This is a genomic window from Pseudomonas sp. GW823-FHT02E01 (assembly GCF_058797535.1).
Genome location: NZ_JBXAJS010000012.1, coordinates 39,070 through 62,919 on the forward strand (window position 1 = coordinate 39,070; position 23,850 = coordinate 62,919).

A 23,850-nucleotide genomic window follows, 5' to 3' on the forward strand; every position below is an offset into this window, starting at 1 on the left:
GCAAGGTGATTTCCATGATGGAACCAGTATCCACAAGCAGGTGCGATACACCGCTACTTCAGGCATTCGTCGACAATCGATTGATTCTGGTGAAGATCGCAGCCCGAATTACCGGTTGCCGCTCCCGTGCCGAAGATGTTGTGCAGGATGCATTCTTCCGGCTGCAATCGGCCCCGCCCATCACCAGTTCGATCAAGGCTCAGCTCAGCTACCTGTTCCAGATCGTGCGCAACCTGGCGATCGACCACTACCGCAAACAGGCGCTGGAGCAGAAGTATTCCGGCCCTGAAGAGGAAGGGCTGAATGTGGTGATCCAGGGTGCGTCACCGGAAACGTCGCACATCAATTTCTCGACGCTGGAGCACATCGCCGATGCGTTGACCGAGTTGCCGAGCCGCACCCGCTACGCCTTCGAGATGTACCGCCTGCACGGCGTACCGCAAAAAGATATTGCCAAGGAACTTGGCGTCTCGCCGACCCTGGTGAACTTCATGATCCGTGATGCGCTGGTGCACTGCCGCAAGGTGTCGGGCCAGCGTGGCGATATGGCTGCTCGCCACTAAGTTCTGAAATCTGCATCGCGCCCATCGCGAGCAAGCTCGCTCCCACAGGTTCAGCGCACACAGGAAAATGTAGGAGCGAGCCTGCTCGCGATGGGGCACTCAAGAGCGCCGAAGATATTTAGCCTCAAGCCTCAGGCCAGTGCGCACCGATCAAAAAACCGCTCCCGCCCCAACACCATCAGGGCCGCGCGCTTGTGCGGAAAGTCGAACTCTTTCTCGCAGTGAAAGCGCTGCTCTTGCATGTATCCGATCATCTTCGCGTTATCGGCACGCGGCTCGGCAACCACGCGCTGCGTGCGCGGGTCATCGAGAAACAGATAATGCACCAGCGCCGATAACCAACTCGCCACCTTGTGCGGACCGCGGTGATTTTCTTCGCCCACCAGCATGTGGATGCCACGGTCGTAATCGCCGGCCTCGTAGAACGGCGCGATGCGATCTTCCCTGGCCCAGTAGGCCTCGAAATAAGCGAAGGGCTGATCGTCGAAACAACCGATCAGCGTCAGCGTGTGCGGGTCGGCTTCGAGTTTGCTCAGGTATTGGCGATGCTGTTCGAGGCTGCCCTCCTCCTGCCAGAAACTCGCGACACGCGGGCTGTTCTGCCAACGATTGAAGCGCACCAGGTCTTGCTCGATGTCCAGCGTGCGCAGGGAAACCCGAGCACCCAGCCGTGCATCGAAGCGTTGATACACTTCACCACGGGGTTTGACCGGCCGCCGTGGATGACGCTTGCCGTCGGTGATGAGCATTTGCTGCGGGTAGCTGCCGGTCAGGGAATGCCCCAGCCAAGGCTGCGGCAACTGCCAGAACAAGGTTCGCTCGCAGTGATACTGGCCGTTGACGGGAGTCGGAATCAGCAGACCGCTGAACACGGCTTCGTCCGGCACCTCCTGCAGTTGCCAGACCAGGCGCTGACAGTCGGGGTTGCGAGCGAACAGCCAGTAACAGGCCGCCCACAATGCCTGTCCTTCAGGGCGACTGAAACGCTCCTCCAGTTGCACGTGCAACTCGGGGCCACGATTCAGCCGCAGGGCAAGCAACGGTTGCCCTTCCAGACTGAGGCTCAGGCGGCAATCGGTTTCATCAGCGGCAAGACGACTGCCTGTCGGCAGACACAGGGCAGTCAGGTCATTGAGATTGGGCATGGGTCGGGCTCACGATAGTCGTCGACAGTTCAACGAAGTGACGTGAGCCAGGGCGGGAAATTTAGCCAAAGACCGTCAATTGGCAACTTGTGGCGCCGCTGCGTTGCGCCGGACCGGCACCAGGGCAATCTTGTACGGATCGAAAATCCTCAGCATCTGGCCATTGTCCCGCAAACCTTGCAGCACCTTGGCGAATGCCTCGCCGCTGATGGGAGCCGTCGGACGCAGGATGGCGTAATGGTGATAGACCTGATCGATGCGTTGGGACGCCAGCAACTCGCCGGCGACTTTTTCATTGCGCAGGAAGTAGTCGCTCAGGTACGAACGCGTGACCAGGGCGATGTCGGCCCGGCCGCGCAATACCATCAGCAGATTGCTGTCATGGGAATAGGTCAGCGTGGCGTTGTAGTTTTTCGCGAGGTACAGGGGGTCGGCATTGAAATTGGCGAACTCGTAGTGATAGCCGCTGAACAGCGCCAGGCGCTTGCCGTTCAGGTCGGCGAAATAGCTTTGCTGTCGATCGGGCAGGCGTTGCGCGACAAAAATTTCGGCGTCCTCCAGCCCCATGTCGACGGCTGTGTGGGGGATCTCTTCCCAACCCCAGGCGGGATTTTCGAAGATGGCCATGTCGACCCGGCCCTGCTTGAAATCACCGAAGCGCCGGGGAATGGAAGTGGGCACCAGGACAAACTGGTAGTCAGTTTGCGATGCGTTCAGGGCCTCGACCAGTTGCGGCAGCAACCCGGTATCGGCCCCGGATTCCGGGCGCACGGTGTAGGGCGGAAAGTGCGCGGCACCGATGCGCACCAGTTGCGCAGCCTGGGACGGCATCATCGTTGACGCCGCAAGCATCGTCAGCAAAAGCCGCGAGGCTGACCGAATTGGCGAACCCATCAAAACGTCCCCACTCCCCTAATAAAACGGTACCAATGCATTCAAGCTAGGCGGTTTTGTCCAGTTAGCCAGTTTAATGCTGGCCAACACAAGCTTATTGCCGGTCTTCCAGCACCAGAATCAACGCCTCATCGGCCAACTGATCGAGACTCATGCTGCCATCGGCGCGAAACCAGGTGGTGGTCCAGGACAATGCGCCAGTCAGGAAGCGTCGGGTGATGAACACATCGCCGCGGATAAACCCGGCGGTCTTGGCTTCGCCCAGTACTTGCAGCCAGATGTCTTCGTAGATGTCCCGCAGCGCCAGGACCTTGGCCTGGCCCTCTTCGGACAGCGAGCGCCATTCGTAGACCAGCACGGCCATGGCCTCGCCGCTACCGCCCATGATCGACTGCAATTCACACCGGATCAGCGCCAGCACCTGCTCACGCACATTGCCGGCCTCGGCGATGGCCGCACGCATCAACGCGGTGTTGTAGCGAATGGTTTCTTCCATCACGGCGCGCAGGATTTCGTCCTTGCTCTTGAAGTGATGGAAAATGCTCCCGGACTGAATGCCCACGGCGCCGGCCAGGTCGCGCACGGTCGTGCGCTCATAGCCTTTATTGCGGAACAGGTGGGCCGCCACTTGCAGCAATTTGCCACGGGCGCTGTCCGGGTCGGTCAATTGGCCGTCGTCCACCAATTGGCGCATCACCCTCAGGGCTTTTTGCTCGTCCACCCGTTCTCTCCTACAGTCGTTCAATCAATAACGCCGATCCCCCCGAAAACAACGGGGTTGCGCGGGCAATTTAAGCGCATGGATGCAACCAAGCAAGCGCTTGGGCAGAAGATAATCAAGTCATTTACAAACCAAGCGCTTGCTTGGTAATGTCGACACACTTCGGTTGGAGGTGGCTATGGAATGGACTGCGCCTGAAACAATTCGCATCGGTTGTGCCAGCGCCTTCTGGGGCGATACCTCGACCGCTGCCGCGCAACTGGTGGAACACGGGCATCTGGACTATCTGGTCTTCGATTACCTGGCCGAAATCACCCTGTCGATCATGGCCGGCGCGCGGATGAAAGATCCCCAGGCCGGCTATGCGGGAAACTTCATCGAAGTGCTCGCGCCCTTGCTGGGGCAACTCGCGCAGCAAAACATCCGGGTCATCAGTAATGCCGGCGGGGTCAACCCCCAAGCCTGCGCCGCCGCCCTGCAAGCGGCCTGCGACAAGGCCGGGGTGGCGCTGAAGATCGCCGTGTTGCTGGGTGATGACCTGCAGCCGCAATTCAAAAAGCCGGGCAACCTGGGCATTCATGAAATGTTCAGCGGCGCGCCCCTGCCATCGAGGTGCGTCTCGACCAACGCCTACCTCGGCGCACCCGGCATTGTCGAAGCCCTGCGCCTGGGGGCGGACATCGTGATCACCGGGCGGGTGGTCGACAGTGCGGTGGTCAGCGCCGCGCTGGTGCATGAATTCGGCTGGTCGTGGCACGACTATGACAAGCTCGCCCAGGCGGCATTGGCCGGGCACATCATCGAATGCGGCGCCCAGTGCACGGGCGGCAACTTCACCGACTGGCGCGACGTGCCCGACTACGAACACATCGGTTTTCCCATCGTCGAAGTCAGCGCCGACAGCCAGTTCATCGTCAGCAAACCCGAAGGTACGGGCGGGCTGGTCACGCCGCTGACAGTGGGCGAACAGATGCTGTACGAAATCGGTGACCCGCGCGCGTATCTGCTGCCCGACGTGGTGTGCGATTTCACTCAGGTCAAACTGCTGCAACAAGGCAAGAACGCGGTGCAGGTGCACGGCGCCAAAGGCCTGCCGCCGACCGCTCAATACAAAGTCAGCGCCACGTACCCCGATGGTTTTCGCTGCACCGCCAGTTGCCTGATCGCCGGCATCGATGCCGTCGCCAAGGCACGGCGTGTCGGCGATGCGATCATCAACAAGACCTCGGAAATGTTCCGCCAGCGCGGCTGGGCACCGTACAGCGACGTGAGTATCGAGTTGCTGGGCAGCGAGGCCACCTACGGCCCCCACGGCCAGCGTCAGGACAGCCGCGAAGTGGTGATCAAACTCGCGGTGCGCCATCCGGACAAGCAGGCTTTGATCGTGTTCTCCCGGGAAATCGCCCAGGCCGCCACCGGCATGGCGCCGGGGCTGACTGGCATTGTCGGTGGCCGGCCGACGGTGTATCCGCTGATCCGGCTGTTCTCGTTCCTGATCGACAAAACCGCCTGCACGCTGGACATTGATTTCATGGGCCAGCGCCACCCGTGTGCCCTGCCCGCCCTCGATGTGCTCGACCCGCTGGACCTGCCAGCCCTGCTCGCGCCACCGAAACCGGATGGCCTGGCCGACGCCAGTGTGGCCCTGGTCAAACTGGCGGTCGCCCGCTCTGGCGACAAGGGCAACCACAGCAATATCGGCGTCATGGCCCGCGAGCCCGAATTCCTGCCATGGATCGCCGAAGCCCTGACCCCGGAAGTGATCGTCGACTGGATGGGCCACGTCCTCGATCCAATCCACGGACGGGTCGAGCGCTGGTACTTGCCTGCCAGCCACAGCCTGAATTTCCTGCTGGAAAACGCCCTCGGCGGCGGCGGTGTCGCCAGCCTGCGAATCGATCCGCAAGGCAAGGCCTTCGCCCAGCAGCTGCTGGAAATCCAGATCCCGGTGCCGCAGCGCATCGCCGACCAGTTCAACTAGAGGATTGCCGCCATGGCCTACGATTCGATTTTCAAAGCCGATTTGTTTGCCGGCCAAAACATCATCGTCACCGGTGGCGGCAGTGGCATCGGCCGCTGTACTGCCCACGAACTGGCGGCCCTCGGCGCCCATGTGCTGCTGGTCGGGCGCAATGCCGACAAGCTGAAAACCGTTGCGGCGGAGATCGCCGACGACGGCGGCAAGGCCGACTGGAGCACCTGTGATATCCGCGAGGAAGAAGCGGTGACGCATCTGGTCAGCGAGCTTATCCGCAAGCACGGTCCGATCCACGGCCTGGTCAACAATGCTGGCGGGCAATACCCCTCGCCCCTGGCCTCGATCAATCAGAAGGGTTTCGAAACCGTGATGCGTACCAATCTGGTGGGCGGCTTCCTGATGGCCCGGGAAGTGTTCAACCAGTCCATGAGCAAGCACGGCGGGGCCATCGTCAACATGCTCGCCGACATGTGGGGCGGCATGCCCGGTATGGGCCACTCCGGCGCGGCACGTTCGGGCATGGACAACCTGACCAAGACCGCCGCGTACGAATGGGGTCATGCCGGGGTGCGGGTCAATGCCGTGGCGCCGGGCTGGATTGCCTCCAGCGGCATGGACACCTACGAAGGCGCCTTCAAGGCGGTGATCCCGACCCTGCGCGAACACGTGCCGCTCAAGCGCATCGGCACCGAATCGGAAGTCAGCGCGGCGATAGTTTTCCTGCTCAGCCCGGCAGCGGCGTTTGTCAGCGGCAGCACCTTGCGCATCGACGGCGCCGCCAGCCTCGGCGGACGCGCCTGGCCGATCCATAAAGCGACCAACAGTGAGTCGTACAACGGTTTCCACCGCGCCTACATACCAGACGTATTGAAGGACAAGGAATAACCCATGCCGGTGATTCAGTCGCAACTCGACCCCCACAGCGAGTCGTTCGCCCAGAACCGTGCGGCGATGCTGAGCGCCATCGAACAAGTTCGCGTGCTCGAACAGAACCTGCTGAACAAGGCTGCCGAAGCCAGGCCGAAGTTCGAAAAACGCGGCCAGTTGCTGCCTCGCGAGCGCCTCAACCTGCTGCTGGACCCCGGCGCTCCGTTTCTCGAACTGGCCAGCCTGGCCGGCTACAAGCTGCACGACGACAAGGATGGCAGCTCCGCCGGTGGCGGCTTGATCGCCGGTATCGGCTACGTGTCCGGCGTGCGCGTGCTGGTGGTGGCGAACAACAGCGCGATCAGGGGCGGGACCATCTCCCCCAGCGGCTTGAAGAAATCCCTGCGCCTGCAACAGATCGCCATGGAAAACAAACTGCCAGTGATCACCCTCGCCGAAAGCGGCGGCGCCAACCTCAATTACGCGGCGGAAATTTTCGTCGAAGGCGCGCGCAGCTTTGCCAATCAGGCGCGGATGTCGGCCATGGGGTTGCCGCAGGTCACCGTGGTGCACGGCTCCGCCACGGCGGGTGGTGCCTATCAGCCGGGGCTGTCGGATTACGTGGTAGTGGTGCGTGGCAAGGCCAAGCTGTTTCTCGCCGGCCCGCCACTGCTCAAAGCCGCCACCGGCGAAGTCGCCACCGATGAAGAATTGGGCGGTGCCGAGATGCACGCACAAACCGCCGGCACCGCCGAATACCTGGCTGAAAACGACGCCGACGGCGTGCGACAGGTACGCGAGATTATCAGCCTGTTGCCGTGGAACGAACAGTTGCCTCCACTCCCCGAACGTCGCTGGGAGGAGCCGCTCTACCCCATCGACGAACTGCTGGGCCTGATCCCGGATGATCCGAAAAAACCCTACGACGCGCGCGAAATCATCGCCCGCCTCGCCGACGCTTCGAACTTTCTTGAATTCAAGGGCGAGTTCGATCAGCAGACCCTGTGCGGTCATCTGAAAATTCAGGGCCGCGCCTGTGGCTTCATCGGCAACAACGGCCCGATCACGCCAAAAGGCGCGAGCAAGGCCGCCCAGTTCATCCAGCTGTGCGACCAGAGCCAGACGCCGCTACTGTTTTTCCACAACACCACCGGGTTCATGGTCGGCACCGAATCGGAACAGCAAGGCGTGATCAAGCACGGCGCGAAGATGATTCAGGCGGTGGCCAACGCCCGGGTGCCGAAGCTGACCATCGTGGTTGGCGGCTCATACGGCGCGGGCAACTATGCGATGTGCGGTCGCGGTCTCGACCCGCGTTTCATCTTCGCCTGGCCCAACAGCCGTACCGCCGTGATGGGCGGCGCGCAAGCGGGCAAGGTGCTGCGCATCGTCACCGAGGCCAAACAGGCCAAGGACGGCCTGGTGCCCGATCCGAAAATGCTCGACATGCTCGAACAGGTCACCGCGCAGAAACTCGACAGCCAGTCCACGGCGCTCTATGGCAGCGCCAACCTCTGGGACGATGGTTTGATCGACCCGCGCGATACCCGGACCTTGCTGGGTTACTTGCTGGATATCTGTCACGAGGCCGAGGTGCGGCCATTGCAAGCCAACAGTTTCGGTGTGGCGCGGTTCTAAGCCGACTATCAGGAGAACAATAAAAATGATCTTCACCCAGGAACACGAAGCACTGCGCCGCACCGTTCACCAGTTCGTCGAGCACGAGATCAACCCGCATGTCGAGGAATGGGAAAAGGCCGGGCGCTTCCCCATCCACGATATCTTCCGCAAGGCCGGCGACCTCGGATTGCTGGGTATTTCGAAACCGGAAAAATTCGGCGGCATGGGGCTCGACTACAGCTATTCGATCGTCGCCGCCGAAGAGTTCGGCACCATCCATTGCGGTGGCATTCCGATGTCCATCGGCGTGCAGACCGACATGTGCACGCCTGCGCTGGCCCGGTTCGGTTCCGATGAACTGCGCGAGGAATTCCTGCGCCCGGCCATCAGCGGTGAGCAAGTCGGCTGCATCGGCGTCTCCGAAGTCGGCGCCGGCTCTGACGTTGCCGGGCTTAAAACCACGGCGCGCAAGGACGGCGACGACTACGTGATCAACGGCAGCAAGATGTGGATCACCAACTCGCCGAGCGCCGACTTCATCTGTCTGCTAGCCAACACCTCGGACGACAAACCGCACATCAACAAGTCGCTGATCATGGTGCCGATGAACACACCGGGCATCAGCTTGAGCTCGCACCTGGACAAGCTCGGCATGCGCAGCTCGGAAACCGCCCAGGTGTTTTTCGACAACGTGCGCGTACCGCAGCGCAACCGCATTGGTCATGAAGGTGCGGGGTTCATGATGCAGATGCTGCAGTTCCAGGAGGAACGCCTGTTCGGTGCGGCCAACATGATCAAGGGCCTGGAGTACTGCGTCGACAGCACCATTGAATACTGCAAGGAGCGCAAAACCTTCGGCAACGCGCTGATCGACAATCAGGTGATCCACTTCCGTCTGGCGGAACTGCAAACCGAGATCGAATGCCTGCGGGCGCTGGTCTATCAGGCCACCGAGCAATACATCAAAGGCCAGGACGTCACGCGCCTGGCCTCCATGGCCAAGCTCAAGGCCGGGCGGCTGGGCCGCGAAGTCAGTGACAGTTGCCTGCAATACTGGGGCGGCATGGGCTTCATGTGGGACAACCCGGTGGCCCGGGCTTACCGCGATGTACGGCTGGTGTCGATCGGCGGTGGCGCCGACGAAATCATGCTGGGAATCATCTGCAAACTCATGGGCATTCTACCGGGGAAAAAGAAATGAACAGCCTGCCGGTTTGCCAGACTTTGCTGCTGGAGCTGCACAACGGCGTGTTACACATCACCCTCAACCGCCCCGAAAGCCGCAATGCGATGAGCTTGCAAATGGTCGCCGAGTTGCGCTCGGTGCTGGCCGCGGTACGCGATAAACCAGGGGTTCGCGCACTGGTGATCGGCGGCGTCGGCGGGCACTTCTGTGCCGGCGGTGACATCAAGGACATGGCCAACGCCCGCGCTCAAGGCCCAACTGCGCACCGGGATCTGAACCGGGTGTTCGGCACGCTATTGCAAGAAGTGCAACACGCTCCGCAAGTGGTGATTACCGTGCTGCAGGGCGCGGTGCTCGGCGGCGGTCTCGGCCTGGCCTGTGTCAGCGATATCGCCCTGGCCGATCACCAGGCGCAATTCGGCCTGCCGGAAACCAGTCTCGGCCTGTTGCCGGCCCAGATCGTACCGTTCGTGGTGCAACGCATCGGCTTGACCCAGACCCGACGCCTGGCCCTGACGGCGGCGCGTTTTGATGGCCACCAGGCACGTCGCATGGGCCTGGTGCATTTTGTCGAACATGATCCGCAGGCCCTGGCCGAACGTCTCGATGAGGTGTTGGCCCATGTGTTGTGTTGCGCGCCGGGGGCGAATGCGGCGACCAAGAAACTCTTGCTCGCAAGTGCGGGTCAGCCCTCCGATGCCCTACTGGATCAGGCTGCCGAATGGTTCAGCGAAGCGGTGACCGGAGCCGAAGGCATCGAGGGAACGATGGCCTTCGTGCAAAAACGCAAACCGGGGTGGGCCTCCTGAAAAGCATCGCGAGCAAGCTCGCTCCCACCTTGGATTTATGTCGTTTATAAACCCTGTGGGAGCGAGCTTGCTCGCGATGAGGCCCGACCAGACACCGCTAAAAATCAGAGAGCCTACCCATGCCCGGACTCAAAAAAATCCTCATCGCCAACCGCGGTGAAATCGCCTGCCGCATCCAGCGCACGGCCCAGGCGCTGGGCTATCGCACGGTCGCCGTGTTCAGCGACGCGGACGCCGATGCACTGCATGTGCGGATAGCCGACGAGGCGGTCAACATCGGTCCGGCCCCGGTGCAACAGTCTTACCTGAACATCCAGGCCATCCTCGACGCAGCCCGGCGCACGGGCGCGGATGCGATCCATCCGGGCTACGGTTTCCTCTCGGAAAACGCCGGGTTTGCCCTCGCGTGCAGGGACGCTGGCATCACCTTCATCGGCCCCAGCCCCGAGGCCATTGAACTGATGGGCAGCAAGCGCCTGTCGAAAATCGCCATGATCGAAGCCGGTGTGCCGTGCATCAACGGCTATCAAGGCGCCGGGCAGGACGATGCCACCCTGGGCCGTGAAGCCGAGCGCATCGGCTATCCGTTGATGATCAAGGCCAGCGCCGGCGGCGGGGGACGCGGTATGCGCCTGGTGCACGACGCCAGCGACTTGCTGGAACAGATTCGCACCGCGCGCTCCGAAGCCCTGAACGGTTTTGGCAGCAGTGAACTGATCCTCGAACAGGCACTGGTCGAACCCCGTCACGTCGAGGTCCAGCTGTTCGGTGACCGGCATGGCAACCTGATTTACCTCGGCGAGCGCGATTGTTCAGTGCAGCGCCGGCATCAGAAAGTCATCGAGGAAGCGCCCTGCCCGGTGATGACCGCCGAGCTGCGCCAGGCCATGGGCGAAGCGGCGCTCAAGGCCGGGCGAGCGGTAAAGTACGTCGGCGCGGGCACCGTGGAGTTTCTGCTGGATGCGCGCGGGCAGTTCTACTTCCTTGAGATGAACACCCGACTGCAAGTGGAGCACCCGGTGACCGAACTGATCACCGGGCTGGATCTGGTGGCCTGGCAGTTGAGCATCGCCGAAGGGCAACCGCTGCCTTTGCGTCAGGAACAGGTGCAACTCACGGGCCACGCCATGGAAGTGCGCCTGTATGCCGAAGACCCGGCCCAGGGTTTCCTGCCGCAAACCGGGCGCGTCGTGGCCTGGGAACCGGCATTGCAGGACGGCGTGCGGATCGACCACGGCCTGATCGAAGGCCAGGTCATCAGCCCTTTCTACGACCCGATGCTCGGCAAGCTCATCGCTCACGGTGCCACCCGCGAAGAAGCCCGTCGCAAATTGTTGCGGGCGGTCCAAGACAGCGTGCTGCTGGGGCTGCAAAGCAATCAACGCCTACTTGCCAGCCTGCTGGAACATCCGCAGTTCGCCAGCGGTGATTTCAGTACCGGGTTCATCGCGCAGCACTTCACCGATCACGCCTGCCTGCATCCCGAAACCCCTGGCGCACACCACTTGGCCATCGCCGCCGCCCTGTTCTATCAGGCTGCCACGCAGGCTCACCTGGCCCCGCTTGGCGGTTGGCGCAACAACGCCAGCGTGCCGCTGCACTATCGCATCGGCCTTGAGGATCAGGACTGGCCGGTAGCGTTGCAGGCGATCCCGGACGAGCCGTTGCGCATTCAGGTTGCCGAGCGCAGCCTCGAACTGAAGATCATCCACAGCGACGGACGCTGGGCCACCCTGGAAATCGAAGGCGTTCGCCAACGCCACGCTTATCGCCTGGAGGCCGGGCGTCTCTGGCTGTTTACCCGACCGGGCAGTCTGCAGTTCGTGGATCGCACCCAGGCGCAGGTTACCGGCCAGGCCAGTGTCAGCTCCGGCACCCTCAAGGCACCGATGGACGGGGCGATTGTCGACGTCCTGGTCAACGAAGGCAGCCAGGTGACTAAAGGCCAACTGCTGGTGGTACTGGAGGCGATGAAAATGGAGCACCCATTGAAATCGGGCATCGACGGTGTTCTCAAGCGCTTGCAAGTGAAAGTCGGGGATCAGGTGAAAAACCGGCAGGTTCTATTGGAGGTCGAATAAGGCGCTAGGCGGAACCGCCGGGTTTGGCTACGCTCAAAGCTATCAGGACGCGGATACCAGGAACCCTGCAATGCCTCATTGGCTGGTCATTGATCTGGAGGCCACCACCGATGAGGGTGGATGGCCCGTAACAGATATGGAAATCATTGAAATCGGCGCCACTCTGGTGGACCGCAAGGGGCGTGAACTGGACCAGTTCCAGCGCTTCGTCCGCCCTGTTCGGCGGCCGTTGCTGACGCCGTTTTGCCGCGAGCTGACGCACATCACCCAAGCCAACATCGATGCCGCGCAACCGCTGGGCGAAGTCTGGCCGGCGTTCGAACGTTGGCTCGGCCAACACCACACGCGACTTGAGGGCTGGGCCAGTTGGGGCGATTACGATCGCAAACAACTGCTTCAGGATTGGCAGCAACTGGGACTCGCCAGCATGCTGGCCAACGTACCGCACATGAACCTCAAACAGCGTTTTGCCAAGGCCAGGCGCCTGGAACGTCCGTTGGGATTAAACGGCGCGTTGCAACTGGCCGGCTTGCAGTTCAACGGCCAACAACACCGGGCGCTGGAAGATGCGCGCAATACCGCACGCCTGCTGCCGCTGGTTCTGCCGCTTTAGACAGGTGACGACGCCAAGGGCCTTGTGCATACTGGCCGGCCCTTTTTAGCCCTTTTCGAGGAATCGCCCATGTTTAAAGTCAACGAGTACTTCGACGGCACCGTCAAGTCGATCGCCTTTGGCACCGCAGAAGGTCCAGCGACCATCGGCGTCATGGCTCCGGGCGAGTACGAATTCGGCACCAGCCAGCGTGAAATCATGCACGTGGTCAGCGGCGCATTGACCGTCAAACTGCCCGACAGCAGCGACTGGGAAACCTTCGCCGCCGGCAGCCAGTTCAACGTGCCGGCCAACAGCAAGTTCCAGCTGAAAGTCGCCGTCGACACCGCTTACCTGTGCGAATACCGCGGCTAAAACCCGCAGGCTTCACTGCAATAAAAAATGCCCGTGTTTTTCGACACGGGCATTTTTTATTCTGCGCAAAATTACTCGAGGATCTCCACCGGCATGCCGACTTCGAGTCGTCCGTTGCCGTCGTTGACCAGGTTCTGGCCGAACATTGCACCGTCTGCCTGCGAGCGATACTTCTGCAAGGTGGCCAAGGGTTCGCGATCATCGCTGCGCTCCCCGGTTTGCGGGTCAATGGTGGTCAGGATGCAGCGTGAACAGGACTTGACCACGCGGAACTCGACCTCGCCGATACGGATACGCTTCCAGCCGTCCTCGGCGAAGGCTGCACTGCCTTCGATCACCAGGTTCGGCCGGAAACGCAGCATCTCCAACGGACGCCCGACCCGTTGCGACAAGTCCTCGAGGGAGGCCTGACCAATCAGCAACAGCGGATAGCCGTCGGCGAACGCCACCTGGTCGTCATCCTTGCCGTAGCCAGCTTCCGTCATCCGCGCCCGATCCAGTGGCACTTGCACCAGGCGTGTCGGTTTGCCGATGAACTGGCTGACCCAGGCCCCTGCTTCATCGCCTGCATCGGGGACGCGCAAGGTATCGCGCCAGATCGTCACGCCACGCAGTTCTGCATCGTTACCGGGCACAGCAATGTCGATCGGCGATTGGCCGGGCGCGCTGAGGGTCAAGCCACCTTCGGCATTCCACAGCGCCGACAACTGGCTCATCTGCGCCACCGCACGCTGGGTCAGGAAACGCCCGCTGGCCTCATCCACCAGCATCCAGCGTCGATCGCCGTCCAGCCCCAGCTTGTCGAGGCCGACTTGCTGCAAGACCTCGCCTTTGCCGGATTTCAACGGATAACGATACAGCGCGCTCAGACGCAACATGGCCAGCTCCCTGGTAGGTAAAAACGCCACCCTATACGAGCTTGGTCAGCGAATCAAAGTGCAAAAACCCTGCAGGAGCGAGCTCGCTCGCGAAAAACCCAAGGACGCCGCTGGGCTCCGGTTTACGCGTTATCGTTCAAGACCATCGCGAGCGAGCTCGCTCCTACATCCTACAGGTTGACCATGGCCTGATCAGGCCGGTACTTCGTCGAGCATCAAACGCTGGCGCACCACGTCGACGAGTTTGTCCGGCTGGAATTTGGAGAGGAAATTGTCGCAGCCGACCTTCTTCACCATCGAGTCGTTGAAGCTGCCGGACAGCGAGGTGTGCAGCACCACGTACAAGCCGCGCAGGCGCGGGTCGTTACGGATCTCGGTGGTCAGGCGATAGCCATCCATTTCCGGCATTTCCGCATCGGTGAAGACCATCAGCAGTTTTTCGGTCATGTCCACGCCGGTATCAGCCCAGGCCTTGAGCATGTTCAAGGCCTTCAACCCGTCGCTGGCAATATGCATCTTCACGCCCAGCTGTCCCAGGGTATCGCGCAATTGCGCCAGGGCCACGTTCGAGTCATCCACCAGCAGCACCTCACGGCCACGGGCGCGTTCCAGCACCGGATCTTCGAGCTTGTCGCGGGAGACTTTGGCGTTGTACGGGACGATTTCGGCCAGAACCTTTTCGACGTCGATGATTTCCACCAGTTGATCATCGACCTTGCTGATGGCCGTCAGGTAGTGCTGGCGGCCGGCGCTGCTCGGGGGCGGCAGGATGGCTTCCCAGTTCATGTTGACGATCCGGTCCACGCCACCGACCAGGAAGGCCTGAACCGAACGGTTGTATTCGGTGACGATAATCGTGCTGCCAGGCCCCGGCACCAGCGGGCGCATGCCAATGGCCTGGGAAAGGTCGATCACCGGCAGGGTCTGGCCACGCAGGTTGACCACGCCGCACACAAAAGGATGCCGCTGCGGCATCAGCGTCAACTTTGGCAGCTGCAGGACTTCCTGTACTTTAAAGACGTTGATCGCGAACAATTGCCGTCCGGCGAGCCGGAACATGAGAATTTCCAGGCGATTCTCACCCACCAGTTGCGTGCGTTGGTCTACCGTGTCGAGAATGCCGGCCATCAATGACTCCAGGTCTTGTTCGGATGAATTCACTCAAGGAAGGTTATCGGCTGTTTTTGCCGAAGCTTGACCCTCTCTAAAATGCCACGCCCGGCCATTGATGTCACATTAACATCATGCTTTACTGGCGCGGTGATTACATCTGCTGCACTTCTGCAGCCCCGCGACCATTGTTCGAGCGAAAAGTTCCACTGCGTAAGGGATTCCCCTATCAATAATCAGGCGCAACCTGATATTCGCAATATCCGATAGCCATTAATGTGACGCCATTCTCATTGCATGAACGGAGTCAGGCTTTTGTGTGCGATCGCAAGTCAGTGGCCAACCACCCTCTCGTGTTCCCCAGCCTGCTTCCGGGCCAGCCGCTACTCGTTCATCCGACGACTCGGTAATGCCGGAGTTCCGACCGCCCTCGTCGACACACACGATATCCCCTCATTTGACATGACGTTGTGGAGATAAGTATGCCGAACGACCGTAAAGAGTGGGCCCAGCGTCTAACGGGGTTTCTTGTCGAGGCTGAAACACTCCTGGCTAAAACCGAGGAATGCCTGAGTCATCTGCAGTTGATCAGCAATGACAAGGACGCCATCGACTGTTTGCTCAGCACACTGCTCAAGCTGGCCAACAAGGCTGATGCCCTGGCGTTGGCGGCCGTGTCTGAATTTTCTAGGCATATTCATGGCCTGCTGAACCACGCACAGAACACCATGTGTCTGCACGACGAGGCGCTGAGTGCCCTGAAAGACTGCCTGACCCTGGTTGCCTGGCAACTCGAGCTCATCGACCAGACCACCGGACAGCTCAGTCTCGACGACAGCGAGCAGGTCACCCTGATCGAAGCCTTTGCCTTTCAGGTCGGGCAAAGCCGGTTTCAACCACCTGTCAACTCCAGGCCCTTCACCCTCGTATCCTATTCAGAGCGACAGGCCTGAACTTTCCACACCATGCCGCATGGCGTGTTTTGGTTATCAATACCGCGCTGTAACTTGAGTGCGCACACGTCGCAAATGAATATTTCGTAGCTATAAGCGACACTTTTAAACAACTGGCATTTTGCGACGGCAACAACCCACTTGTTCCATTATGGAAGCATCGTCAAAACGACTGGATTCCTGACTTTTCGGACATACATACGGACGCGACCAACGGTATCTTAGGTGCTACTATGCCGCCTGTTAGTTGACGCCAATTAATGGCAGTGTGATCGCAGCCGAATACAGGTCGCTGCAGTTCGCAGCTGAACTCGTCGGCGCTCCACATAAAAAAACAGGGGCCTGTCAGCCAGCATGACCGGTCAGCCCGCAGCGAACATCCATTGGCTCCATCCGCTATGCACGCCAGCCTCAAGTCAATCGCCACGTGGCCACCCTCCCGAGCAAATGCACGCCTATTCACGCTGTTGCTATGTGCCTGCTCGACCCTCGGCAGCTTGCTGGTCCATGGCTTGTCCATTCCGTTGCCCCTGTCATTGCTGGTGCTCAACGTTGCGGCGCTGACCAGTGTTGCCGTGCAGTACTGCCTCTCGCGCAAATCGATCAAATTCCAGCCTCAGGAACTGGCGGACCGGCTGTTGCAGGTCCAGGAAAACGAGCGTCACCGGCTGAGCCGCGAACTGCATGACGACATCGGTCAATTGCTGACCGCTGCCAAACTGCAAAGCGACTGGCTCAAACGCCGGATGCCCGAAGAGCTCCAGGGACAATGCGCGGTCCTCTGCGACACGCTGGAAGAAACCCTGGCCAAAGTTCGTGACGTATCCGCCATTCTCAATCCCCGGCAGTTGACCAGCCTTGGACTGGAAGCCAGTCTGCGGGCACACCTGCTCAAGACCCTGGCCAACACCCCGGTGCACTGGAGCCTGGAATGCCAGCAGCGCCTGACCGGCATACCGGAGGAAATGGCCGTGGCAGCTTTCCGTATTACCCAGGAAGCGGTCACCAACATCCTGCGACATGCCCAGGCCAAGAACCTGCTGGTATGCCTGCAGCGCCTGCCTCAAGGCCTGAAGTTGCAGATCAGCGATGATGGTCAGGGTTTCGCGCCCGCAACAGACCCTGGTCGTGAAGGGCAGCGCGGTATGGCCGGGATGTCGGAACGGATCGATCAACTGGGCGGCACACTGACTGTTACCAGCGAGCCGGGCAAAGGCACTCAAATCGAAGCTCTTTTTCCCTGGGCGCCCCGTGCGCTCGAACGGGCCAGTTCGAATAAGGTTATGCATTGACTTGTAACTTACTACTGGTGGATGACCACTCGCTGATCAGGGCTGGCGTGCGCGCCCTGGTAATGGATCTGCCCGGCTATGCCGTCATCGGTGAGGCCAGTGACGGCTCGCAGCTGCTCGAAATGGTTGGGCGTCTGTCCCCGGATATTATCCTGCTGGATATTTCGATGCGCCAGACCGGCGGCCTCGAAGCCTTGCAGCAACTCAAGCGGGTGCGCCCGCAGAGCAAGGTCCTGATCCTCTCGATGCACACCGACCCTGCCCTGATCATGCAGGCGCTGGAGTCCGGAGCCCATGGCTACCTGCTCAAGGACACCACGGCTACCGAACTCGAGCACGCGCTGGAAGCCTTGCGCAACAACGAGCGCTATCTGAGCCCGGCCATTGCCCACACGGTGATCACTCAGGCACTGACCCGAAACCAGAAGCACCGACCCGAACCTGCCGACTCGCACAACCTGACGGCACGTCAGCTGGAAATCCTGCGGTTGATCGTTCGCGGAAAATCCACCCGAGAGATCGCCAACGGCCTGGGGTTGAGCGTCAAGACCGTCGAAACCCACCGCTCGCAGATCATGAAGCGCTTGCAGATCTACGATGTGGCCGGCCTGGTGCTGTTTGCCGTACGTGAACAAATCATCAGCCTCGATGACTAGGCACTTCACTGTCGCGTAACAACGGCGAATTCTCAGGCAGATGCACGAGTAACGCCGCCGGGCGAACCGAGAAACGCAGGCTGTCCCCTTCCAGCGGTTCACCGTCAAGGTTGATGTACAACCCTTCCGAAACCTTGATCTCGACCCAGGGCAGGCGCGCCCGAACAAACATGCTGTCGATGCCAAAGCCTTCGGTCAGCAGGTTTTTCAAAGTACTGACCACTTCCTGCGGTGCCGGCAGGATGCTGATATCCAGCAAACCGTCATCAACCAGTGCCTGCGGGCACAATTCCCGCCCGCCTCCGGCCTGCCGACCATTGCCGATGCCCAGGGCCAGCAGATCGCCGCGCCAATGAAAGTCCGGCCCCTGCAATTCACCGTACGCGGTATGCAGCTCATTGAAGCGTGACAAGCCGGTGAACAGATACGCCGCACCGCCGAGGATTTTCTTCAGATCCTCCGGGGTGTTCGCTGTGACATGACTGCCGAACCCACCGGTCGCCATGTTCAGGAATATCTGCCCATCAACCTCCCCCAGATCAATGGCAGTCGGCACGCTATCAAGCAACTCCAGCGCCTGATCGGGTTCCAGGGACACACCCGCCGCACGCGCAAAATCATTGGCGGTACCTAGCGGCATCAATACCAGGCTGGCTTTTATCGAATGCTGCGCCATAGCCTCGGCAATATCGCGCAAGGTGCCATCGCCACCGCCGGCAATGATGTATCGATACCCGGCCGCCAACGCTTCGCCCACCAGCCTTTGCGCATCGCCGGCTTCCCAGGTCAATCGAACAGCCAGCTCCCGACCTCGCTCACGCTGGCTTTCGACGGCGGTGCGAACCGCCTCGTTGAGCGCTTGTTTGCCATGCAGAATCAATAGCGCCTTGCGATCGCTCATTACTCACTCCCGGTTTGAATGGCATCTGGGAGATGTTGACCGCGAAGGCTCCGGTAAAAGTCGCCAGAAATCGAATTATTTCCAGTCGGAAAGTCTTGGCCCCCACACGGCAGGACTTTTCTTACAAAACGTTAGGAATCGGCTCAATTGACCGAAAATCTGAATTGGTAGACTTTGAGGATCCAGCTGGACATCACAAGGACGTGCCATGCAACACCAAAACCTCGCATCACCGGCCATCCTGGTCTTGCCGCTCGCAGATAACAAAAATACAGGCCATCGAGCTGAATGCCGCAACAGCACAAAAGCCACGGGAGAAATTGATATGGAACCTCGCGTCACCGAGCTGGAAACACACCTCAAGTGCATACGCCGGGACATTGAAGAAGCCCGGGATGACGTCAAATCCATCAGGCACCGGCTTGTCTATTCCGCCTGCGGAACAGCCGTGATCCTCTGTCTCCTTGGCTGGATCGCCAATAGCCGTTTCGAGCAGGTCATTTCATTGCTTCTGGCCCATTGAGTGGCCCCCCACACAAGACCCGACTCAATCAACCGGGTCTTGTGTGACAACGCCGCTGAAGCTATCAGCTCAGGACTTCGCTCAGCGGAATGAAGAAAACGCTATCGCCCTGAGCCAGCGTGCGCCCTTCCAGGACCTCTACCAGTCCATCAGCCCAGGCAGCGCTGCGCAGAACACCGGAACTCTGGTTTTTGTAGATCGTCGCCCTGCCGCTTTCCAGCCGTCCGCGCAAATACTCACGCCGATTGCCTGGCTGGAGCCAGTCAAACCCTGCCGGCACCTGTACCTTCAGCGGCTCAACGTCGATTACCCCCTGACGGCGCAAGAGATAGGGCCTGGTCAACAAGGCAAAGGTCACGAGGGTCGATGCGGGATTGCCCGGCAAGCCAATCACCGGCACACCGCGAAAATGCCCGAACGTCAGCGGTTTACCGGGCTTGATGGCGAGTTTCCAAAGCGTCAGTTCGCCCTCCTCGCGCAAAGCGATGCCCAGAAAATCGGCTTCCCCCACCGATACGCCACCGGTCGAGAGGATCAGGTCGACATCTTTCAACTCACCTAATCGGGTGCGAGTGGTTTCCAGATTGTCCGGCAGAATTCCCGCGTCGACGACCTCACACCCCAAACGCTGCAACCAGCTGCACAACAACACCCGGTTGCTGTTGTAGATCTGTCCTGGCCCCAGCGCCTGCCCCGGCTCAATCAACTCGTCGCCGGTAGACAGCACCGCCACGCGCACCTTTCGAACCACCTCCAGCTCAGCGCATCCCAGGGAGGCAGCCAATCCTTGCTCGATCGGCCCCATCTGCGTACCTGCTGGCAGAATCAACTCGCCGACAGTGGTTTCCTGGCCTTGCGGACGGATGTTCTGGCCTTGGGTCAAGGCTTGAGTGAAACGTACTCGCTCATCGGCCTGAACCTCGGCGTTCTCCTGCATCTCGACGCAATCGGCACCGGCGGGAACAGGCGCCCCGGTGAAAATGCGCGCACAGGTGCCTGGCTGCAACGGACCGGGGGCCTGGCCGGCAAACACCTTCTGACTGACCGGCAACGGCTCTCCCGTCCAGTCGACCATGCGCAAGGCATAACCATCCATGGCACTGTTGGGCCAGGGCGGCAGATCAAGCGTCGATACCAGATTTTGCGCCAGTACACGCCCCTGTACCTGCGCCAACGGCAAGCGTTCACGCTCGACAATCCTTGAGGCCTCGGCCATTTCCAGCAAGCGCGCCAACGCCTGCTCGACAGGCATCAGGCTGCCAGACTTGCCAGGCTTACCCACGGGATTCACAAGGCGCGGCCTGTTTCAAATGAGGCACGAAATTGCACGGCCGATGCCGCGCATCCAGCTGCTCGGCCAAAATGCCGTCCCAAGCGGTGCGCACGGCATTGGTCGAGCCCGGCAAGCAGCAAACCAGCGTGCCGTTGGCCAGACCGGCCAACGCCCGGGACTGAACGGTCGAGGTACCGATATCGGCAACCGAAATCTGGCGGAACAGCTCACCAAATCCATCGACCTGTTTGTCCAGCAGGCACGCAACGGCTTCCGGCGTGCTATCACGCCCGGTAAAACCGGTGCCGCCGGTGATCAGCACCACCTGCACGACATCGTCGGCAATCCAGTTGGCGACTTGCGCGCGAATTTTGTACAGGTCATCTTTGAGCAACACCCGGGCCGCCAGGTAATGACCGGCAGCGGTCAAGCCGTCGACAAAGGCCTGGCCTGAGGTGTCGGTTTCCAGTGTGCGGGTATCGCTGACAGTCAGCACTGCAATATTCAGCGGTGCGAAAGGTACATCAGCCTTGGCTTTCATAGGCTCGTCCAGTTGTAGGAGAAACAGCCCGGTGTTATATCACAGCGCTCCGTTTTTTCGCCGCCCCCATGGAGGCTTGCCATGACCACGAATTCACAATTGCCACCCTGCTCCATTCTGCTCCTGGCGGGCGGCCGCGGCCAACGTATGGGTGGGCGGGATAAAGGGTTGCTGGACTGGCACGGCGAACCGCTGATTGTGCATCTGCATCGCAAGACCCGCCCGTTGACCGATGACCTGATCATCTCCTGCAATCGTAACCCTGAGAAGTACGCCCCCTACGCCGACCAGTTGGTCCACGATGATGAAGGTGACTTCCCCGGGCCGCTGGCCGGTATTCGCGCAGGCCTGAAAGCTGCTCGCCATACCCATCTGCTGGTCATGCCCTGTGACGTTCCGGGCATTGATGCGGCGCTGATCGGCAATATGCGCGAGGCCGCCAACCTGCATCCGGACAAGCCGCTGATGGTGCGGCATGATCACCACTGGGAGCCGTTGTTGTGTGTGATTCCCGTGCTACACAGGGCAGCATTCGAAAATGCCTGGAACGAGGGTGAGCGCAGCCCTGGCCGGTTGATGCGCAATCTCGGCGCGACCGCGCTGCAATGCCCCGACAACGACCCTCGGCTGGCAAATCTCAACACGCCGGAACTTTTAAGCGGTCATGACACTGTGTCAGACTGATATCGATCAGGAACTTGCGCGGACGCTGCACGTCTCAAGTTCAGCAACCACAGAATTCTTATTCGGAGACACAACTCATGACTCAACGGACCCTCGCCACTTTCATGCTCGCACTGGGCCTTGCCACCCTCGCCGGTTGTGCATCGCCTACAGTGATCACCTTGAATGACGGTCGCGAAATCCAGGCCGTCGACACGCCGCAATTCGACAAGGATTCCGGTTTCTACGAATTCGAACAGCTCGACGGCAAGCAGACCCGCATCAACAAAGATCAGGTTCGGACCGTCAAGGAGCTGTAATCCCGACGCCGCCGGATACAGAAAAGCCCGCTTGATGCGGGCTTTTTCATGCCTGGAGAACAGCGCTTCAGGATCGCGCCCCGATCACCATTGCAGGGTGATTTCACTCTCGAACTCACGCGCCTGGCCCGTGACCGGATCGATAAACTTCAGCCCCTGAGCCAGCAACTTCAAAGGATTGGCGTAGTCATCCTGCGCATCCTTGAGCACCTCGGGGTAAAACGGGTCGTTGCAGATAGCGGCTCCCAACGCCGCCATATGTACCCGTAGCTGATGTTTCTTGCCCGTCACCGGGTAAAGAGCATAACGCCAGAGCTCTCCCAGTTTCTCCCTGACTTCGACCGCCGTCTCGGTATTGCTGGCCCCCGGGCCTTCCTGCATGCGGAAGAACGGTTCGCCATCGACCAGTCGGCTTTTATGCACCAACGGAAAAGCCAGGCCGGGCAGCGCCTTCGCGATGGCCTCGTAGCGCTTTTCGATCTGCCGGGTTGGAAACAACGCCTGATAAGCCGAACGGGTCTGCGGATTGGCGGAAAACAGCACCAGCCCCGCGGTGTGCCGGTCGATGCGATGCAATGGCACCAGGTGCGGATTGTCCAGGCGACGGATCAAGCGCCGGAGCAGCGTTTGTTCGACGTATTCGCCAGCCGGGGTCACCGGCAGGAAATGCGGCTTGTCGGCGACCACCAGGTGCTCATCCGCGTACAGAATCGACTCGATCACCGGGATCGGTTTTTCATCCGGCACTTCGCGAAAGTAATGAATCCGCAAACCTTCCCTGTAGGCCAGGTCGAGAGCAATCGGCATGCCCTGCCCATCGAGGACCCGGCCACGGGCAATTCTGTCCAGCCATTGTTCACGACCGATGGCGCTGAAATGCTCACACAGGCAATCGACAACGGTCTGCCACGGGCCAGGTGGCAAGTAGAGCGTACTGGCCTGACTGTGTGCCGCGGAAAAAGAAGAAGTGGACATACGAAAGCTCTAACCTCAGTGCAGAGCGGCATTATCCAACAGCAAGGGGAATGAACCTAGGGGGCGTTCTCAATTAGTTTTCCCGTCGCGGCGTGAAAACTAATTGAGAACGCCCCCTAAGATTCCTCAAGCAGGGATCCGCGCGCGCGCCGCCGCTTCGGTGTACTCCTTGAGCCAGCGCAGTACATCGACCGCCTCCCAGCGGGCGGGATCATACAGGGCGTACAACAATCCCTGATAACCCACGACATCGAGTTGCCGGTGATAACCCGCGCGTTGAAACAAGGCTTCGATTTCTGCGAAACAGGTATTGAAATGCGTTTTGTTGAAGGGCGTTTTCCCCTCGGTCACCAGACCATCCAGACGCAACTCAAGGACAGCCTCGCGCACGACGTCCGCGGACATCCGGTTCACGCTATTCTTCAACTGTTCGACATTCACCACGATTCATCCCTCTCACGCCCGGGCTTGCCTGCTCACTCCCGAAAATCAGGACCGGCAAGACAGGCACTTCGAATAACTGTATACGTATACAGTATCCGATCAACGCCGAATAAGCCAAGGGGATCAATCGTAAAGTTCGACAGGCGGGACACGCCACCAACGCAAAAACCGCTCAACCCAGGAACGCCACCACCTGATCGGCACTGAAAGGCCAGCCCAGTTCAGCACCGGTATCGACTCGCCGCAACACCGGAATTCGCAGGCTGTAGGCTGCGAACCATGTTTCATCGTCAGCGATATCCACCAGCTCCACCAGCAGGCCGCGCTCGACGAATTCCATCAACATGGCTTCGGCTACTTCACAAAGATGGCATCCAAGGGTGCCGAACAGCTGACATTCGGGAAGCATGAGCGCTCAACCAGAAAATGAAGTGATCATTCTAGGCCTGCCCCGAAAAACCGTCGAGCCATTGCGGCCCCTGCCATGATG

The 23,850-nt window shown here is 60.3% G+C and carries 26 protein-coding genes; 15 read left to right on the plus strand and 11 right to left on the minus strand.

All coding sequences use genetic code 11. From position 1 onward, the window contains the following. Window positions 1-14: 14 nt before the first annotated feature. Window positions 15-563, plus strand: coding sequence for an RNA polymerase factor sigma-70 (locus AC1RDQ_RS24665; protein WP_057713859.1), 549 nt, complete (start codon window positions 15-17; stop codon window positions 561-563). A gap of 131 nt (window positions 564-694) precedes the next feature. Here the strand turns inward: AC1RDQ_RS24665 and AC1RDQ_RS24670 are convergent, their stop codons facing one another. The 3 genes from AC1RDQ_RS24670 to AC1RDQ_RS24680 all read right to left on the minus strand — a co-directional run bounded on the left by AC1RDQ_RS24670 (window position 695) and on the right by AC1RDQ_RS24680 (window position 3,323). Continuing rightward, the gene (locus AC1RDQ_RS24670; RefSeq protein WP_407514927.1) at window positions 695-1,708 is read right to left on the minus strand and encodes a GNAT family N-acetyltransferase; all 1,014 of its coding nucleotides are present in this window, start codon (window positions 1,706-1,708) and stop codon (window positions 695-697) included. 75 nt (window positions 1,709-1,783) lie between these two features. After that, window positions 1,784-2,602 (minus strand): substrate-binding periplasmic protein, encoded by an 819-nt coding sequence (locus tag AC1RDQ_RS24675; protein ID WP_218494479.1) that lies wholly within the window; start codon window positions 2,600-2,602, stop codon window positions 1,784-1,786. A gap of 94 nt (window positions 2,603-2,696) precedes the next feature. Continuing rightward, window positions 2,697-3,323 carry a TetR/AcrR family transcriptional regulator gene (locus tag AC1RDQ_RS24680; RefSeq protein ID WP_218494478.1) on the minus strand — a complete coding sequence of 209 codons (627 nt, stop codon included), beginning with the start codon at window positions 3,321-3,323 and terminating at the stop codon, window positions 2,697-2,699. A gap of 178 nt (window positions 3,324-3,501) precedes the next feature. On the opposite strand from AC1RDQ_RS24680, the gene AC1RDQ_RS24685 reads away from it, so the two are divergent. From AC1RDQ_RS24685 to ppnP, 8 genes are all read left to right on the plus strand, one after another. After that, window positions 3,502-5,304 carry an acyclic terpene utilization AtuA family protein gene (locus AC1RDQ_RS24685; protein ID WP_492588372.1) on the plus strand — a complete coding sequence of 601 codons (1,803 nt, stop codon included), beginning with the start codon at window positions 3,502-3,504 and terminating at the stop codon, window positions 5,302-5,304. Between the two features lie 12 nt (window positions 5,305-5,316). Continuing rightward, complete coding sequence (locus AC1RDQ_RS24690; RefSeq protein WP_057713854.1) at window positions 5,317-6,186, plus strand: SDR family oxidoreductase; 870 nt, start codon at window positions 5,317-5,319, stop codon at window positions 6,184-6,186. 3 nt (window positions 6,187-6,189) lie between these two features. Further along, window positions 6,190-7,806, plus strand: a complete 1,617-nt coding sequence (atuC, locus tag AC1RDQ_RS24695) for a geranyl-CoA carboxylase subunit beta (RefSeq protein WP_057713853.1) — start codon at window positions 6,190-6,192, stop codon at window positions 7,804-7,806. 25 nt (window positions 7,807-7,831) lie between these two features. Beyond that, the gene (atuD, locus tag AC1RDQ_RS24700; RefSeq protein ID WP_108219601.1) at window positions 7,832-8,989 is read left to right on the plus strand and encodes a citronellyl-CoA dehydrogenase; all 1,158 of its coding nucleotides are present in this window, start codon (window positions 7,832-7,834) and stop codon (window positions 8,987-8,989) included. After that, entirely contained in the window at window positions 8,986-9,783 is a 798-nt protein-coding gene (locus tag AC1RDQ_RS24705) for an enoyl-CoA hydratase/isomerase family protein (protein WP_090457028.1), read from the plus strand. The genes atuD and AC1RDQ_RS24705 overlap by 4 nt, the downstream gene beginning before the upstream one ends. A 119-nt stretch (window positions 9,784-9,902) precedes the next feature. After that, complete coding sequence (locus tag AC1RDQ_RS24710) at window positions 9,903-11,864, plus strand: acetyl/propionyl/methylcrotonyl-CoA carboxylase subunit alpha (RefSeq protein ID WP_492588374.1); 1,962 nt, start codon at window positions 9,903-9,905, stop codon at window positions 11,862-11,864. Window positions 11,865-11,934: 70 nt separating this feature from the next. Then, window positions 11,935-12,477 (plus strand): 3'-5' exonuclease, encoded by a 543-nt coding sequence (locus AC1RDQ_RS24715; protein WP_057713849.1) that lies wholly within the window; start codon window positions 11,935-11,937, stop codon window positions 12,475-12,477. Between the two features lie 69 nt (window positions 12,478-12,546). Further along, window positions 12,547-12,831, plus strand: coding sequence for a pyrimidine/purine nucleoside phosphorylase (gene ppnP / locus AC1RDQ_RS24720; protein ID WP_007940055.1), 285 nt, complete (start codon window positions 12,547-12,549; stop codon window positions 12,829-12,831). 71 nt (window positions 12,832-12,902) lie between these two features. Here the strand turns inward: ppnP and AC1RDQ_RS24725 are convergent, their stop codons facing one another. Both AC1RDQ_RS24725 and AC1RDQ_RS24730 read right to left on the minus strand, forming a co-directional pair. Next, entirely contained in the window at window positions 12,903-13,709 is an 807-nt protein-coding gene (locus AC1RDQ_RS24725) for an MOSC domain-containing protein (protein WP_090457032.1), read from the minus strand. Window positions 13,710-13,901: 192 nt separating this feature from the next. Then, window positions 13,902-14,837: a chemotaxis protein CheV gene (locus AC1RDQ_RS24730; protein WP_007973464.1), complete on the minus strand. Its 936-nt coding sequence runs from the start codon at window positions 14,835-14,837 to the stop codon at window positions 13,902-13,904. 464 nt (window positions 14,838-15,301) lie between these two features. On the opposite strand from AC1RDQ_RS24730, the gene AC1RDQ_RS24735 reads away from it, so the two are divergent. The 3 genes from AC1RDQ_RS24735 to AC1RDQ_RS24745 all read left to right on the plus strand — a co-directional run bounded on the left by AC1RDQ_RS24735 (window position 15,302) and on the right by AC1RDQ_RS24745 (window position 17,720). After that, a complete protein-coding gene (locus AC1RDQ_RS24735; protein WP_492588375.1) occupies window positions 15,302-15,772 on the plus strand; it encodes a hypothetical protein in 471 nt (156 codons plus the stop codon). A 398-nt stretch (window positions 15,773-16,170) separates the two neighbouring features. Next, window positions 16,171-17,064 carry a sensor histidine kinase gene (locus AC1RDQ_RS24740; RefSeq protein ID WP_057713846.1) on the plus strand — a complete coding sequence of 298 codons (894 nt, stop codon included), beginning with the start codon at window positions 16,171-16,173 and terminating at the stop codon, window positions 17,062-17,064. Further along, a complete protein-coding gene (locus AC1RDQ_RS24745) occupies window positions 17,061-17,720 on the plus strand; it encodes a response regulator transcription factor (RefSeq protein WP_057713845.1) in 660 nt (219 codons plus the stop codon). Before AC1RDQ_RS24740 ends, AC1RDQ_RS24745 begins: the two co-directional genes overlap by 4 nt. On the opposite strand, the gene yegS is transcribed toward AC1RDQ_RS24745, so the two are convergent. Continuing rightward, window positions 17,704-18,621, minus strand: a complete 918-nt coding sequence (gene yegS, locus AC1RDQ_RS24750) for a lipid kinase YegS (protein ID WP_090457034.1) — start codon at window positions 18,619-18,621, stop codon at window positions 17,704-17,706. The genes AC1RDQ_RS24745 and yegS overlap by 17 nt on opposite strands. Before the next feature lie 208 nt (window positions 18,622-18,829). Here yegS and AC1RDQ_RS24755 point away from each other — a divergent pair, with 208 nt between their 5' ends. After that, window positions 18,830-19,144 (plus strand): hypothetical protein, encoded by a 315-nt coding sequence (locus tag AC1RDQ_RS24755; RefSeq protein ID WP_224795438.1) that lies wholly within the window; start codon window positions 18,830-18,832, stop codon window positions 19,142-19,144. Between the two features lie 64 nt (window positions 19,145-19,208). Here the strand turns inward: AC1RDQ_RS24755 and AC1RDQ_RS24760 are convergent, their stop codons facing one another. Together AC1RDQ_RS24760 and moaB are read right to left on the minus strand one after the other, a co-directional pair. Beyond that, window positions 19,209-20,435 (minus strand): molybdopterin molybdotransferase MoeA, encoded by a 1,227-nt coding sequence (locus AC1RDQ_RS24760; RefSeq protein ID WP_057713843.1) that lies wholly within the window; start codon window positions 20,433-20,435, stop codon window positions 19,209-19,211. Continuing rightward, on the minus strand, window positions 20,419-20,958 hold the full coding sequence (gene moaB, locus AC1RDQ_RS24765; RefSeq protein WP_057713842.1) for a molybdenum cofactor biosynthesis protein B: 540 nt from the start codon (window positions 20,956-20,958) through the stop codon (window positions 20,419-20,421). The genes AC1RDQ_RS24760 and moaB overlap by 17 nt, the downstream gene beginning before the upstream one ends. Before the next feature lie 81 nt (window positions 20,959-21,039). On the opposite strand from moaB, the gene mobA reads away from it, so the two are divergent. Further along, window positions 21,040-21,642, plus strand: coding sequence for a molybdenum cofactor guanylyltransferase MobA (gene mobA / locus AC1RDQ_RS24770; RefSeq protein ID WP_057713841.1), 603 nt, complete (start codon window positions 21,040-21,042; stop codon window positions 21,640-21,642). A 77-nt stretch (window positions 21,643-21,719) separates the two neighbouring features. Beyond that, window positions 21,720-21,941 (plus strand): YgdI/YgdR family lipoprotein, encoded by a 222-nt coding sequence (locus AC1RDQ_RS24775; protein ID WP_007994800.1) that lies wholly within the window; start codon window positions 21,720-21,722, stop codon window positions 21,939-21,941. Between the two features lie 84 nt (window positions 21,942-22,025). On the opposite strand, the gene AC1RDQ_RS24780 is transcribed toward AC1RDQ_RS24775, so the two are convergent. The 3 genes from AC1RDQ_RS24780 to AC1RDQ_RS24790 form a co-directional block, all read right to left on the minus strand. After that, window positions 22,026-22,916, minus strand: a complete 891-nt coding sequence (locus tag AC1RDQ_RS24780; RefSeq protein WP_057713840.1) for a pseudouridine synthase — start codon at window positions 22,914-22,916, stop codon at window positions 22,026-22,028. Window positions 22,917-23,042: 126 nt separating this feature from the next. After that, window positions 23,043-23,360, minus strand: a complete 318-nt coding sequence (locus AC1RDQ_RS24785; RefSeq protein WP_090457046.1) for a transcriptional regulator — start codon at window positions 23,358-23,360, stop codon at window positions 23,043-23,045. 172 nt (window positions 23,361-23,532) lie between these two features. Continuing rightward, on the minus strand, window positions 23,533-23,769 hold the full coding sequence (locus AC1RDQ_RS24790; RefSeq protein WP_057713838.1) for a glutaredoxin family protein: 237 nt from the start codon (window positions 23,767-23,769) through the stop codon (window positions 23,533-23,535). Window positions 23,770-23,850 lie beyond the last annotated feature (81 nt).

Bases quoted from the DNA above. Each gene is read 5' to 3' on its own strand.
- AC1RDQ_RS24665 (WP_057713859.1), top strand. From the start codon at position 15: ATGATGGAACCAGTATCCACAAGCAGGTGCGATACACCGCTACTTCAG.
- AC1RDQ_RS24670 (WP_407514927.1), bottom strand. From the start codon at position 1,708: ATGCCCAATCTCAATGACCTGACTGCCCTGTGTCTGCCGACAGGCAGT.
- AC1RDQ_RS24675 (WP_218494479.1), bottom strand. From the start codon at position 2,602: ATGGGTTCGCCAATTCGGTCAGCCTCGCGGCTTTTGCTGACGATGCTT.
- AC1RDQ_RS24685 (WP_492588372.1), top strand. From the start codon at position 3,502: ATGGAATGGACTGCGCCTGAAACAATTCGCATCGGTTGTGCCAGCGCC.
- AC1RDQ_RS24690 (WP_057713854.1), top strand. From the start codon at position 5,317: ATGGCCTACGATTCGATTTTCAAAGCCGATTTGTTTGCCGGCCAAAAC.
- atuC (WP_057713853.1), top strand. From the start codon at position 6,190: ATGCCGGTGATTCAGTCGCAACTCGACCCCCACAGCGAGTCGTTCGCC.
- atuD (WP_108219601.1), top strand. From the start codon at position 7,832: ATGATCTTCACCCAGGAACACGAAGCACTGCGCCGCACCGTTCACCAG.
- AC1RDQ_RS24705 (WP_090457028.1), top strand. From the start codon at position 8,986: ATGAACAGCCTGCCGGTTTGCCAGACTTTGCTGCTGGAGCTGCACAAC.
- AC1RDQ_RS24710 (WP_492588374.1), top strand. From the start codon at position 9,903: ATGCCCGGACTCAAAAAAATCCTCATCGCCAACCGCGGTGAAATCGCC.
- AC1RDQ_RS24715 (WP_057713849.1), top strand. From the start codon at position 11,935: ATGCCTCATTGGCTGGTCATTGATCTGGAGGCCACCACCGATGAGGGT.
- ppnP (WP_007940055.1), top strand. From the start codon at position 12,547: ATGTTTAAAGTCAACGAGTACTTCGACGGCACCGTCAAGTCGATCGCC.
- AC1RDQ_RS24725 (WP_090457032.1), bottom strand. From the start codon at position 13,709: ATGTTGCGTCTGAGCGCGCTGTATCGTTATCCGTTGAAATCCGGCAAA.
- AC1RDQ_RS24730 (WP_007973464.1), bottom strand. From the start codon at position 14,837: ATGGCCGGCATTCTCGACACGGTAGACCAACGCACGCAACTGGTGGGT.
- AC1RDQ_RS24735 (WP_492588375.1), top strand. From the start codon at position 15,302: ATGCCGAACGACCGTAAAGAGTGGGCCCAGCGTCTAACGGGGTTTCTT.
- AC1RDQ_RS24740 (WP_057713846.1), top strand. From the start codon at position 16,171: ATGCACGCCAGCCTCAAGTCAATCGCCACGTGGCCACCCTCCCGAGCA.
- yegS (WP_090457034.1), bottom strand. From the start codon at position 18,621: ATGAGCGATCGCAAGGCGCTATTGATTCTGCATGGCAAACAAGCGCTC.
- AC1RDQ_RS24755 (WP_224795438.1), top strand. From the start codon at position 18,830: ATGCAACACCAAAACCTCGCATCACCGGCCATCCTGGTCTTGCCGCTC.
- moaB (WP_057713842.1), bottom strand. From the start codon at position 20,958: ATGAAAGCCAAGGCTGATGTACCTTTCGCACCGCTGAATATTGCAGTG.
- mobA (WP_057713841.1), top strand. From the start codon at position 21,040: ATGACCACGAATTCACAATTGCCACCCTGCTCCATTCTGCTCCTGGCG.
- AC1RDQ_RS24775 (WP_007994800.1), top strand. From the start codon at position 21,720: ATGACTCAACGGACCCTCGCCACTTTCATGCTCGCACTGGGCCTTGCC.
- AC1RDQ_RS24780 (WP_057713840.1), bottom strand. From the start codon at position 22,916: ATGTCCACTTCTTCTTTTTCCGCGGCACACAGTCAGGCCAGTACGCTC.
- AC1RDQ_RS24790 (WP_057713838.1), bottom strand. From the start codon at position 23,769: ATGCTTCCCGAATGTCAGCTGTTCGGCACCCTTGGATGCCATCTTTGT.